This is a genomic window from Paraburkholderia fungorum, assembly GCF_902833645.1.
Classification (GTDB): Bacteria; Pseudomonadota; Gammaproteobacteria; order Burkholderiales; family Burkholderiaceae; genus Paraburkholderia; species Paraburkholderia fungorum.
The window spans coordinates 380,142-393,095 of record NZ_CADFGE010000007.1 but is presented as its reverse complement, the minus strand read 5'-3'; the positions used below and the strand labels follow the sequence as shown (position 1 = coordinate 393,095).

Below are 12,954 nucleotides of genomic sequence, written 5' to 3'. Positions count from 1 at the left end.
CTCGCGGAAGAAGGGCCCCCTAAGAACCGTACGTGCGAGTTTCCCCGCATACGGCTCAAATCTACAAACAAAGCCCGGTCTTAGGACCGGGCCGGCTTAGTTACCGCGATTTTACCTGCGTGCACCTGCTGATGGCAGTGCGGGTGAAGCAGAACCCTGTTCGAGAGAGCGTCCGTGCCACCATGCATCCGATACTCTAGATGATGGTCATGCCAGCCGGTCTCCTTTGTCAGGGCACAGCCACAATGCGAGCAAAGCCCGTCTTGCGACATATACAGCGAAACCCATTGCTTCCGATAACGCATTGAGTGTTCCATGCGCGCCTGTCGCAACTGTTCGCCGTACTGCTCCCACTCAGGATCAAAGGGATTGAATGCTCCTTTGACCTTTCTGTGTCGCTTAATTTCCGTACCGCTGATCTGGTACAGGCTAAGCAACCCCTTACCACCGTCGTCACGAGCTACAGGAACAGCGAACACCCAGTGTCGATTGCCCTCCGAGTGAAAGTATTTCTTCTTCACCCATTCGGCGCTCTTGTTCAGGTGCCGCCTCTTCGACCACCGCCAAAGCCTTCGGAAAACCAAAGACTCCATGCGGCTGTATGCCTCTTTGGCGACCACAGGACTGTGATACTGCGCCCAGCCCCGTAGCATCGGGTTCAGCAGTCGAATCAGATTCTCCTGCTTTACCGTCTTATGACCGCTGATCGTATCCGCCACCTTGCGATAGAACGTTTTCACGTTCTTCTTGCTCGGCTTGATGAGTAGCGTCCCAGAGTACTTACGGAAATTCCACCCCAGGAAATCGAAGCCTTGGTCAATGTGCGTGATCCGCGTTTTCTCCTCGGACAGTTGCAGACCTCGAACGGCAAGGAATGTTTCCACCCAAGGTCGAACTTCCTGCTCCAGCAACTCTTGCGAGTCACCGGTGATCACGAAGTCGTCCGCGTACCGCACCACATTGACTTTAAGCTTGTTGGCTTTTGCGATCCCAAACTTCGCACTAAGGTGCGCTAGCAGTTCTCGCTCCAGCCCGTTCAGCGTCACATTCGCCAGCGTCGGAGAAATGATCCCTCCTTGCGGCGTACCGGCCTCTGTCGCCTGAAGCTGCCCCTTGTAAATCAGGCCAGCTTTCAGCCACTTCCGGAGGATTTCCTTGTCCATCAGGACATGGGTCTCCAACCAGTTATGGCTAATATGGTCGAAGCATCCCTTGATATCCGCCTCCAGCACCCAACGGGCTGAGCCCTTCTGGGACATGGCGACGAATATCTGTGACATGGCGTCAGCCGTCGAACGGTTTAACCTGAACCCATAAGAGTTCGGGTCGCTCGTCGATTCCGACACCGGCTCCAAGGCCAGCAGATACAAGGCTTGCATCGCCCTGTCCCGCATGGTCGGAATGCCCAGAGGGCGCTCCTTTCCATTGGCCTTGGGGATAAAGACTCTCCGTAAAGGCAGAGGCTTATATCCACGCCGCTTCAACCTGCCGACAGCAAGCCATCGGCTCTCAGGCGAGTCCCAAAGTTCGCGATCGACTCCAGCCGTTCGCGCACCCTGATTCTGCGTAACACGTCGTACCGCATACAGCTTTGCGGACAACGTGCGGGTCAACATCCGTTGCAGGGCTCTCCCCCTGCGCCAGTTGCCTTCCCGCGTCGCCTTCGCAATTCGAATCTGCATCCCTCTCACGTTCCGTTCAACCCGCCGCCAATCTACGGCGTACCAGTTGTCCGGCGCGTGGGAAAGCGCAGATCCGTCCTTTCGGACAGATACTCTCATGCTGCTCTCCTACTCGAAGAAGTGAATCCCGAGCGAAGAACAGATCGCCCCTTGCGGGAGCGATCTGCTCCCGCAAGGGGGTTAAAAACATATGCTGACGGTCCAGAAGCCCGACAGCAATCATCTTCCAGCTAAGGGTTAGTCAGCCATCTTGCGACGGTAGACCAGACGGAAGTCTGCCCGCTTTCGCGTGGGGTAATGTTCCAACCCCTATCCGACCCATTACAGACCGGCTTTCGCTTTCTCCGTCATCCCATACCTGCACAATCAACAGCGTCCCTCACGGTTCGCCTGCCAGTCAAACTACGACCGGCAACCATACAGGCTTACCACGTTCCCAGCGTGTCACACGACTGACTTAGGTTCTGCCTATTCCCCGGCGGTCCGATGACGACGTAACCCGAATTTACAGCGGGTTATCCGACCGCACACCTGTTTGGTTGATGCCTGTCAGCAGCTTTGGCACCGTCCTACTTACGAGGTTTATCAGCAGTTCACTTGCATTAACCATATCAGCCAGCCTAGCCCCTCAACCCCGTTGCTGCTGGGAGTCTCCGGATGGTCATCTCGCAACCACCATCCGCCCGAACTTCCGGGGGGTACATTGTTAGAAGAGCTTCACACCCCACCATTGCCAGTGACGCATGTCTTCCTAGGCTACTGCTGGTCGTACAGCAGGTTCACTACCCTCGCCAATGCAGCCAGCGAGGCCGAACAATGACACACCGAGCTTTTCGCTCGTATCGTTTAGCGACTCCGTTGCCCTGAGGCGCAGGAATTGCAAACATCACCCCGCCCTGTCGGCGGAGATGAAGCCGCTGACTGGGCGGGACCTGACGGTAATCAGGTCAATGCAATACGGTTGACGGCGGAATGCCCCGTTTCCCGTGTTCACTACTAAGGTGTGCCCCTAAGGACACATCTACTGCTTAAAGTGCGGCTCACAAGGGAGCCGCCTGCGGAGGGCATGGTGAGTCCAGTCGAGACCTTCCTCAATAACCCTCTAGTCGATGCCCCGTAACGTGGGGCTGACGGACACGAGCGTGCGTGTCGCACGTAAAACCGTAGGATAGCAAAAGCCGCCCAGGGTTCAGCACCCTTGGACGGCTTTTTGCATTACCGGCTGCCGCGACGATGCGCCGCGCCGGTCAGATGCGGCAGAACTGGCTGCTTAGTTCTTCGACTGGTCGACCAGCTTGTTCGCGGCGATCCACGGCATCATCGAGCGCAGCTTCGCGCCCACCGTTTCGATCTGGTGCTCGGCCGTCAGACGGCGGCGCGATTGCAGCGTCGGTGCGCCGGCCTTGTTTTCGATGATGAAGCTCTTTGCGTACTCGCCGGTCTGAATGTCCGTCAGCACGGCCTTCATCGCCTTCTTCGTTTCAGCCGTGACGATACGCGGACCCGTCACGTACTCGCCGTATTCGGCGTTGTTCGAGATCGAGTAGTTCATGTTCGCGATGCCGCCTTCGTAGATCAGGTCGACGATCAGCTTCAGTTCGTGCAGGCATTCGAAGTACGCCATTTCCGGCGCGTAGCCTGCTTCCACCAGCGTTTCGAAGCCGGCCTTGATCAGGTCGACCGTACCGCCGCACAGCACGGCTTGTTCGCCGAACAGGTCGGTTTCCGTTTCTTCGCGGAAGTTCGTTTCGATGATGCCGGCACGGCCGCCGCCGTTCGCTGCCGCGTACGACAAAGCGATGTCACGTGCTGCGCCCGACTTGTCTTGCGCAACGGCGATCAGGTGGGGCACGCCGCCACCTTGCGAGTACGTACCGCGAACCGTGTGGCCCGGCGCCTTCGGCGCGATCATGATCACGTCCAGATCCGCACGCGGGATCACTTGACCGTAGTGCACGTTGAAGCCGTGCGCGAAAGCCAGTGCCGCGCCTTGCTTGATGTTGGCGTGCACTTCCTTTGCGTAGACGTCGGCGATCTGCTCGTCCGGCAGCAGCATCATGACGACGTCCGCGCCCTTGACGGCTTCCGCCACTTCCTTGACTTGCAGGCCGGCGTTTTCAGCCTTGCTCCACGATGCGCCGCCCTTACGCAGACCGACCGTGATGTTCACGCCGCTTTCCTTCAGGTTCAGCGCGTGAGCATGGCCTTGCGAGCCATAGCCGATGATGGTGACTTGCTTGCCCTTGATGAGGGAGAGGTCGGCGTCCTTGTCGTAGAAAACTTTCATGTCGGTTCCTTGGCTAAATTCGGTGAAATCAGTGAAATACAAATACTGCGAATGTTGTGTTGCTGACCGGGCGGCGCCAGTTGCCGGCACTGCCCGGTTTCGATCGAGACGGTTAAGACGGCTAATAACCGCAACTCAGCGCGCGCGTCAAACCTTCAGAATGCGCTCGCCGCGGCCGATGCCCGAACTGCCCGTACGGACGGTTTCGAGAATCGCGGTCGCGTCGATCCCTTCGATGAAGGCATCGAGCTTGTCGCTCGCGCCCGTCAGTTCGATCGTATAGGTCTTTTCTGTGACGTCGATGATGCGGCCGCGGAAAATATCCGACATCCGTTTCATCTCCTCACGTTCCTTGCCGACCGCCCTCACCTTGATCAACATCAGCTCACGCTCGATGTGGGCGCCCTCGGTAAGGTCGACCACTTTCACCACCTCGATCAGGCGGTTCAGATGCTTCGTGATCTGTTCGATCACGTCGTCCGAGCCAATGGAAACGATGGTCATGCGCGACAGCGAACGGTCTTCGGTCGGAGCCACCGTCAAGGTTTCAATGTTGTAGCCGCGTGCCGAGAAGAGACCGACCACGCGTGACAACGCGCCCGGTTCGTTTTCCAGCAGGACTGAAATGATGTGTCTCATGTTTCGCTTCTTCCAGATGTTTTGTCGATGTATGCGAGCCGGTTCGCGCCGCTTCGTCCGCTTTCGCCCTTTGTGGAGGCGCGCTTGACGAAGCCAACGCTGCGTTTAACTCAACGCGCCGTCGTTATAGATCTTCCGATCCCATGAGCATCTCGGTGATGCCCTTGCCGGCCTGGACCATCGGCCAGACGTTTTCGGTCGGATCGGTCTGGAAATCGAGAAACACCGTGCGATCTTTCAGGCGCAGCGCTTCCTTCAACGCCGGTTCCACGTCGGCCGTGCGTTCGATACGCATGCCCACATGACCGTACGCTTCAGCCAGCTTCACGAAATCCGGCAGCGCATCCATGTACGAATGCGAATAGCGCTTGCTGTATTCGATCTGCTGCCACTGACGCACCATGCCCAGATAGCGGTTGTTCAGCGAAATGATCTTCACCGGAGTCTCGTACTGCTTGCAGGTCGAGAGCTCCTGGATACACATCTGGATCGAGCCTTCGCCCGTGATACAGAGCACGTCGTCGTCCGGATGCGCCATCTTCACGCCCATCGCCGCCGGCAGGCCGAAGCCCATCGTGCCGAGACCACCGGAGTTGATCCAGCGGCGCGGCTTGTTGAAGCGATAGAACTGCGCCGCCCACATCTGGTGCTGGCCGACGTCGGAACACACGAAGGCATTGCCGTCGGTCAGTTCCCACGCCTTTTCCACCACGTACTGCGGCTTGATGATGTCGCTCTTACGGTCGAACTTGAGGCAGTCTTTGGCGCGCCAGGCTTCGATGTCCTTCCACCAGTCGGCGAGCGCCGCGGTGTCCGGGCCATGCTCGGCCGTCTGCAACTGCTCGATCAGTTCCTTCAGCACTTCCTTCACGTCGCCGACGATCGGAATGTCGACCTTGACGCGCTTGGAGATGGAGGAAGGATCGATGTCGATATGGATGATCTTGCGCGGGCGCGACGCGAAGTGCGCCGGGTCGCCGATCACACGGTCGTCGAAGCGCGCACCGATCGCGATCAGCACGTCGCAGTGCTGCATCGCCATGTTGGCTTCGTACGTACCGTGCATGCCGAGCATGCCGAGGAATTTCTTGTCGCTCGCGCGGTAGCCGCCCAAACCCATCAACGTATTCGTGATCGGATAGCCGAGCAGATCGGCGAACTGGTTCAGCTCACGCGATGCATCCGCGAGGATGATGCCGCCGCCGGTGTAGATATACGGACGCTTGGCCGACAGCAGCAAGGCAACCGCCTTGCGAATCTGGCCGGAGTGACCTTTCGTGACCGGGTTGTACGAGCGCAGCGAAACGCTCTTGAGCGGTTCGTACTGGCACGGCATCTTCGAGACGTCTTTCGGAATGTCGATCAGCACCGGGCCGGGACGGCCGGTACGGGCGATATAGAACGCTTTCTTGACGGTAGCGGCGAGGTCGCGCACGTCCTTCACGAGGAAGTTGTGCTTCACGCAAGGACGCGTGATGCCGACCGTATCGCACTCCTGGAACGCATCCTGACCGATCGCGGCAGTCGGCACCTGGCCGCTGATGATCACCATCGGGATCGAATCCATGTAGGCCGTCGCGATGCCGGTCACCGCATTGGTGACGCCGGGGCCGGAGGTCACGAGGCACACACCCACTTTGCCGGTGGAACGCGCATAGGCGTCAGCGGCGTGGACTGCGGCTTGTTCGTGGCGCACGAGGACGTGCTGGAATTTGTCCTGCTTGTACAGCTCGTCGTAAATGTAGAGTACCGAGCCGCCGGGATAGCCCCAGATGAACTCGACGTCTTCGTCGGCCAGTGCCTTCATGAGCACGGTGGCGCCGATAGAGTCAGCTTCGGGATGGGGGGTCGTATCCGACGTGGAGAATTCCGCGCTGGGCATATTCATTTATTCACCTTTCGAATTTTCGGCAAAAAATTGATCGGGTGCTCTCTGCCGGGCTTGTGGCTCGGGTTCAAGCGGCGCGTCCAGTTGACAGGTGAGCTTCTTGGGCCACACCTCAATTGAGACAAGTCACTTATGTTGCGAACGAGCGACGATATCTGCAGAAGTCCGCGCGGTCAAGCAAATATTGCCCTGGCGCCCCGCCGTCAATCTCGCTAACGAATAAAAACGACCGAAATCCTGTTATAGAGATGCAAGCTAGGGCGGGTTTCGCCCCAGCGGAGCGAAAGTTTGTTAGCATCCGCGAGTTTTACGACATTTTTCGACCGATTACGCGCACGCACGCTGCGCCGACCCCCAAACGGATGGCATCAGACAAGGAACTCGCCGATTTTCTGGCGGGCGTCGAAAGGCGCGCATTCAAGCAGACGGTCTACGCCGTGCGGGACGACGACGCGTCGCTCGATATCGTGCAGGACGCGATGATCAAGCTCGCCGAAAAATACGGTGATCGTCCAGCCGCCGAACTTCCGCTCCTGTTTCAGCGTATTCTCCAGAATGCGATGCACGACTATTTCCGTCGTGCCAAAGTGCGCAATACCTGGGTTAGTCTCTTTTCTTCGCTCGGCAACGCCGACGACGACGAATTCGACCCGCTCGAAACATTCGAGGCGCAGCAAGGCTCGGCGGGCGCCGAGAGCAACGAACAGAAACTCGAACGCGAACAGGTCTTACAGTTAATCGACGACGAGATCCAAAAATTACCGGCACGTCAACGGGAGGCGTTTCTCATGCGTTATTGGGAAGATATGGATGTCGCCGAGACTGCCGCCGCGATGGGCTGCTCCGAGGGTAGCGTGAAAACGCACTGCTCGCGGGCCACGCACACGCTGGCGCAAGCGCTCAAGGCTAAAGGAATCACGCTATGAGCTCCCTGGAAACCAAAGAACTCGAATTCGCCCGCCAGGTGCGCCGCGCGCTCGACGAAAACGCCGCCAGCATTCCGGCCGCCACCGTCGACCGGCTCGCCGTCGCGCGCCGCGCCGCACTTGCACGCAAGAAGCCCGAAACCGTGAGCGCGCCGGTCTTCGTGCCCGCCTTCGCCGCTGCCGGCATGCCGCAAGTCGAGATGCCGCAGCGCCGCCGTTCGCCGCTGCGCCGTTTTGCGCTCGCGTGGCCGCTCGCCGCGCTGGTCATCAGCCTCGTGGGTATTGCCTACTGGGAAGACCAGCAACGCACGGCCGAACTCGCCGATATCGATGCAGCCATGCTAAGCGACGACCTGCCGCTCAATGCCTATCTCGACCACGGTTTCAACGCGTATCTATCACGCGCCCACTGAGCGGGAGATTCTTCGGGTGAGTTACAAGCGCGGCTTGGCCGTTGTTTTCGGATGCACGATCGCGGCCCTGGTGTCGTTCGCCGCGACGTATCCGCGCTTCTATCCGAGCCCGGCCTCGCCCGCCAGCGCGCCTGCCGCAAGCGGCAACGCGACCGCCAAGGCGCCCGCGCCCACCCTCGCCGTCGACCTGCCGGGCCTGCCCGGCAGCAAGAGCCCAATGGCATGGTCCCGCCTGAGTGCGGCCGATCACGTCGCGCTCGCGCCGTTCGCCGGCGAATGGGACACCTTCAGCGAAGAACGCAAGCGAAAATGGATCAAAATCGCGTCGCGTTATCCGAAGTTGTCGCCTGAAGCACAAAAACGCCTGCATGACCGCATGACTGAATGGGTGCGTATGACCCCCGATCAGCGGCGCGTCGCACGCGAGAACTACCAGGTGTCGAAAGAATTACCGCGCGAAACCCGCCAGAACGCCTGGAAGGCTTATCAGCAATTGCCGGAAGAGCAGAAGGAGCGGCTCGCCGCGAGCGAGCGTAAGCGGCGGCCGAGCGTGGTGAGCGCACCGCCGTCGGGCAAGACCGAGATCAAGGGCCTGGATCGCCTCGTCAAGGCCCGCGAGCACGAGGCGAGCGGCGCCGCAGCGGCGAGCGCCGCGGCTGCCGCGGCGCTGCCGAGCCCGGCCACCACGCCGGCGATTCCGGCTGCGGGCAGCTTCGTGCCCGCCATCCCGGTGCCGGTTTCGCCGTCCGAGGCGCCATCGATCTTCAACGGCTCCTGAGCGGAGCCCGCCTGTGTCCCAGCCGCTCGCCACCTCGACACTGCCCACCGCCTCGTCCGGCACACCCACGGTTCGCCGGCGCCTCGCCACGCTGCTCTACGAAGCCGTGATCCTGTTCGGCGTCGTGTTCATTGCGGGTTATCTGTTCAGCACCTTGACGCAGCAGCGCAACGGTCTCACCCATCACAACCTGCTCGCCGCGTGGATCGGCCTCGTGGTCGGCCTGTATTTCGTCTGGTTCTGGACCCACAGCGGCCAGACGCTGCCGATGAAAACGTGGCGCCTGCGCGTCGTCGACGCTAACGGCGCGCCGCTATCCACCGGCCGCGCGATCGTTCGTTACGTGCTGGCGTGGCTGTGGTTTTTGCCGCCCCTCGCACTGCACCCGCTGCTAGGCCTCACCGTGCCGCAGACTCTGCTGATCGCCGCACTCTGGTTCGTGCTGTGGGCCGCCACCGGCCGCTTCGACCCGCAGCGTCAATTCCTGCACGACCGCCTCGCCGGCACCCGCGTCATTAGCGTCGCAAACTGACCACGCTGCCGCGCCCGCGGTTCGCGTTTGCTGTACTACCGGACTTACCGCCCGGCATCGTCCTTCTCCGAGCATCGCCGCTCCGCCGCCGTCCCCTTCTTCCGACACAGTAATAAGAACTTCTCGTGACTGTCACGGCGCGGTCACGCGCGACTGGCGCAATACGGGCACCGCAACTCGACGCGTGAGCCATGGACCCCAAAACGTCCGCGACTTCCCTGTTCCGCCAGACCGGCCCGAGCGTCGACCCCGTCGCGTTCCGCCCGGAACCCAACCCCAGTCACGGACGACCGCTGCCTGTGCCATCGCTGCCCCTCGACGCGCAAGCCAGCCATCAAGACGACGAACACGGCGAACCGCATCGCTATCGCACCATCTGGCTGTCCGACATCCATCTCGGCTCGAGCGGTTGTCAGGCGCCGTATCTGCTGGACTTCCTGCGGCACAACGAGTCGGAATACCTGTACCTGGTGGGCGACATCATCGACGGCTGGCAGTTGAAAAAAGGCTGGTACTGGCCGCAGGCGCACAACGACGTCGTACAGAAGATCCTGCGCAAAGCGCGCAAAGGCACCCAGGTCATCTACGTCCCAGGCAATCACGACGAAGCCGCGCGTCAGTTCTGCGACCTCGCGTTCGGCGATATCCATGTGCGTGGCGAAGCATTCCACACGACGCTCGCCGGCAAACGCCTCTGGATCGTGCACGGCGATCTGTTCGACGGCGTGATCCAGCACGCCAAGTGGCTCGCCTATCTCGGCGACACGCTCTACACGATGATCCTGATCCTGAACCGCTGGTTCAACCGGATCCGCAGCCGGCTCGGCTTCCCGTACTGGTCGCTGTCGCAATACCTGAAACATCAGGTGAAGAACGCAGTGAATTTCATCTCGTCGTTCGAGCGCGTGATGACCGACGAAGCACGCCGCCGCGGTTGCGACGGCGTGGTGTGCGGACACATTCACAAAGCCGAAATCCGCGAAATCGACGGTGTGCTGTATTGCAACGACGGCGATTGGGTCGAAAGCCTGTCGGCGCTCGTCGAGACGTACGAAGGCGAACTCAAAGTGATCTACTGGACTGTGATGCGCGCCCCGGAAGTCGGCGTGCAAAAAGCCCGGGCGACCGCGTAGCACCTCTCCACTTCTATTGGGCCGAAACCGATGAAGATCATGATCGTCACCGATGCATGGGAACCGCAGGTCAATGGCGTCGTGCGCACGCTGAAAAACACCACGCGCGAGCTCACCGCACTCGGCCACCGCGTCGACTTGCTGACACCGCTCGAATTCAAGACGATTCCGTGCCCGACCTATCCTGAGATTCGCCTGTCGCTGCTGCCGCGCCGCAAGCTCCATCAGCGCATTGACGAATTCGCGCCGGACGCGCTGCACATCGCCACCGAAGGTCCGCTCGGCATGGCCGCACGCGCCTACGCGATCAAACACAAGCTGCCGTTCACGACCGCCTATCACACGCGCTTTCCCGAATATGTGCAGGCGCGTTTCGGCATTCCGCTTGCGGTGACCTACAAGTTTCTGCACTGGTTCCACAAGGCGTCGCTGGCCGTGATGGCGCCCACACCGGTGGTCAAGGCCGACCTCGAAAAATTTGGCTTCACCAATGTGGTGCTGTGGACCCGCGGCGTCGACCTCGACATTTTTCACCAGATGGATTCGAAGGTGCTCAACACCGCGCGACCGATCTTTCTGTATGTGGGACGGGTGGCGGTCGAAAAGAACGTCGAGGCGTTCCTCAAGCTCGATCTGCCCGGCTCCAAGTGGGTCGCGGGCGAAGGCCCGGCACTCGCCGAGCTGAAGTCGCGCTATCCGCAGGCGAACTACCTGGGCGTCCTCACGCAAGCCGAGCTGGCCAAGGTCTACGCCGCTGCCGACGTCTTCGTGTTCCCGAGCCGCACCGATACTTTCGGGCTCGTCCTGCTTGAAGCACTGGCTTGCGGCACGCCGGTCGCGGCGTATCCGGTGACCGGCCCGATCGACGTGCTCGGCGACGGCGGCGCGGGCGCCATGCACGAGGACTTGCGTGAAGCCTGCCTCGAAGCGCTGAAAATCGACCGCGGCCATGCACGCGCGTGGGCCGAACGTTTCTCCTGGGCCGCGGCGTCCGAGCAGTTCGCGGCCCATCTGAAGCCGCTGCCGCGCGCGTCATACAGCGAGGAAAGCGCCGCCGCATGAAGCGGCGCGCCGAGCCGCCTATGCCAACCCGACACTCCAACGCAGCGCGCGCACCGAACGGCGCGTTGCGCGCTGTCAAACCCGATACCGGCGCTGCCAGCGTCGAGCCGTTCGAAGACGTGAGCGAGCAAGCCACGCCGGATCATGTCCAGCACGCGAACGGTTTTCACGGCATGAAAGGCGTGGGTCCCGAGGGCTCCGAGCAGTTCGATAACGAGCCCCATCACGAACCGCTCAGTCCCGACGATCCATTCGCCCCGCTCCCCTTCAATCCGTACAAGGGCAATCGCGGCCTGACCCGCGCATGGCACGCGATGAAAAATTCGCTGGCCGGGTTTCGGGTGGCGATCCGCGAGGAAAGCGCGTTTCGCCAGGAGCTCACGCTCGCGGCGATCCTGATTCCATGCGGCGTGCTGGTGCCGGTCGATCCGGTGTCGCGCGTGTTGCTTCTCGGCTCGGTGCTGCTGGTGCTGATCGTCGAGTTGCTGAATTCGAGCGTCGAGGCGGCCATCGACCGGATTTCACTCGAGCGCCACGAGTTGTCGCGCCGCGCCAAGGATCTCGGCAGCGCGGCGGTGATGGTCGCGCTCGGCATGTGCGTGATGACATGGGGGCTGATTGTCGGGCCGCTGATCGTGCACTGGATCAAAGCGTGGCTGTGAGCGCGACGGTAGCCCCTTCCCGCGGCGCCTCGCGCGCCCCGGCCGCCGCAGCGGGCAATGAAAACCCTGAGTATCCGCTTGGTATTAGAACGGTCGGTTTATAATCGTCCGACAGCCCTACGGAAAATCGCTGGGGCGCTCAATATACCAACCGCGTCCGGGTGGATCACGCTAGAGCGGCAAGCCGCCACGCGCCCAGCCCGGCGTAACCAGGGCCGGACGACATGGAAGCCAAACCTCCCCGCCGCACCCGCGAACGGATCCTCGAACTGTCGTTGAAACTGTTCAACGAAATCGGCGAGCCGAACGTCACGACCACGACGATCGCCGAGGAAATGGAAATCAGTCCAGGCAACCTGTACTACCACTTCCGCAACAAAGACGACATCATCAACAGCATCTTCAGCCAGTTCGAGCAGGAGATCGAAAAGCGTCTGCGCTTTCCCGACGATCACCGCGCCACGATCGACGAGATGTGGTCGTACCTGCAGTACATGGTCGATTTCACCTGGCGCTATCGTTTCCTGTATCGTGATCTGAACGATCTGCTGGCGCGCAACCGTACGCTCGAAACACATTTCAAGCAGATCATCAGCCACAAGGTGCGCTTTGCGAGCCAGTTCTGCGAGCAGCTCGTGGCGGACGGCGAAATGGTCGCCACGCCCGAAGAGCTGCAGGTGATCGCCACCAACATCGGCGTGATCGCCACGTACTGGCTGTCGTACCAGTTCGTGATGAACCCGCGCAAGTACAACGAGCAGGAAACCATTCGCGCCGAACTGCATCAGGTGAGCGTGCAGATCGTGTCGCTGATGGCGCCTTATCTGCGCGGGCGCTCACGGCAGATTTTCGACGACCTCGTATCGGGCAAGCTGCCCAAGCGCGAGTTCTACGACTACCTGCCGCCGAAGGAGGGCGCCGCGCCCCGCAACGAACCGAAGGACGTTTGAGT

General features: G+C 60.8%; 12 protein-coding genes. 8 read left to right on the top strand and 4 right to left on the bottom strand.

Annotated features, from left to right (window positions below; all coding sequences use genetic code 11):
* Nucleotides 1-80 precede the first annotated feature (80 nt).
* The 4 genes from ltrA to HWX91_RS23015 form a co-directional block, all read right to left on the bottom strand.
* Nucleotides 81-1,781 carry a group II intron reverse transcriptase/maturase gene (gene ltrA, locus HWX91_RS23030; protein WP_028196938.1) on the bottom strand — a complete coding sequence of 567 codons (1,701 nt, stop codon included), beginning with the start codon at nt 1,779-1,781 and terminating at the stop codon, nt 81-83.
* Nucleotides 1,782-2,952: 1,171 nt separating this feature from the next.
* Nucleotides 2,953-3,969, bottom strand: coding sequence for a ketol-acid reductoisomerase (gene ilvC, locus HWX91_RS23025; protein ID WP_025496089.1), 1,017 nt, complete (start codon nt 3,967-3,969; stop codon nt 2,953-2,955).
* Nucleotides 3,970-4,116: 147 nt separating this feature from the next.
* Nucleotides 4,117-4,608 carry an acetolactate synthase small subunit gene (gene ilvN, locus HWX91_RS23020; protein ID WP_011487482.1) on the bottom strand — a complete coding sequence of 164 codons (492 nt, stop codon included), beginning with the start codon at nt 4,606-4,608 and terminating at the stop codon, nt 4,117-4,119.
* Nucleotides 4,609-4,732: 124 nt separating this feature from the next.
* Nucleotides 4,733-6,496: an acetolactate synthase 3 catalytic subunit gene (locus HWX91_RS23015; RefSeq protein ID WP_028196937.1), complete on the bottom strand. Its 1,764-nt coding sequence runs from the start codon at nt 6,494-6,496 to the stop codon at nt 4,733-4,735.
* 362 nt (nt 6,497-6,858) lie between these two features.
* Between HWX91_RS23015 and HWX91_RS23010 the strand changes: the two genes are divergently transcribed.
* The 8 genes from HWX91_RS23010 to HWX91_RS22975 all read left to right on the top strand — a co-directional run bounded on the left by HWX91_RS23010 (nt 6,859) and on the right by HWX91_RS22975 (nt 12,952).
* A complete protein-coding gene (locus HWX91_RS23010; RefSeq protein ID WP_011487480.1) occupies nt 6,859-7,422 on the top strand; it encodes an RNA polymerase sigma factor in 564 nt (187 codons plus the stop codon).
* Complete coding sequence (locus HWX91_RS23005; RefSeq protein WP_028196936.1) at nt 7,419-7,835, top strand: DUF3619 family protein; 417 nt, start codon at nt 7,419-7,421, stop codon at nt 7,833-7,835. Before HWX91_RS23010 ends, HWX91_RS23005 begins: the two co-directional genes overlap by 4 nt.
* A 16-nt stretch (nt 7,836-7,851) precedes the next feature.
* Nucleotides 7,852-8,613: a DUF3106 domain-containing protein gene (locus HWX91_RS23000; protein WP_028196935.1), complete on the top strand. Its 762-nt coding sequence runs from the start codon at nt 7,852-7,854 to the stop codon at nt 8,611-8,613.
* Nucleotides 8,614-8,626: 13 nt separating this feature from the next.
* The gene (locus HWX91_RS22995; RefSeq protein ID WP_028196934.1) at nt 8,627-9,145 is read left to right on the top strand and encodes an RDD family protein; all 519 of its coding nucleotides are present in this window, start codon (nt 8,627-8,629) and stop codon (nt 9,143-9,145) included.
* Nucleotides 9,146-9,336: 191 nt separating this feature from the next.
* Nucleotides 9,337-10,278, top strand: a complete 942-nt coding sequence (locus tag HWX91_RS22990; protein WP_028196933.1) for a UDP-2,3-diacylglucosamine diphosphatase — start codon at nt 9,337-9,339, stop codon at nt 10,276-10,278.
* Between the two features lie 30 nt (nt 10,279-10,308).
* The gene (locus HWX91_RS22985; protein ID WP_028196932.1) at nt 10,309-11,340 is read left to right on the top strand and encodes a glycosyltransferase family 4 protein; all 1,032 of its coding nucleotides are present in this window, start codon (nt 10,309-10,311) and stop codon (nt 11,338-11,340) included.
* 20 nt (nt 11,341-11,360) lie between these two features.
* A complete protein-coding gene (locus tag HWX91_RS22980; RefSeq protein WP_081833069.1) occupies nt 11,361-12,002 on the top strand; it encodes a diacylglycerol kinase in 642 nt (213 codons plus the stop codon).
* A 224-nt stretch (nt 12,003-12,226) separates the two neighbouring features.
* On the top strand, nt 12,227-12,952 hold the full coding sequence (locus tag HWX91_RS22975; RefSeq protein ID WP_028196931.1) for a TetR/AcrR family transcriptional regulator: 726 nt from the start codon (nt 12,227-12,229) through the stop codon (nt 12,950-12,952).
* The last annotated feature ends 2 nt before the right edge of the window (nt 12,953-12,954 follow it).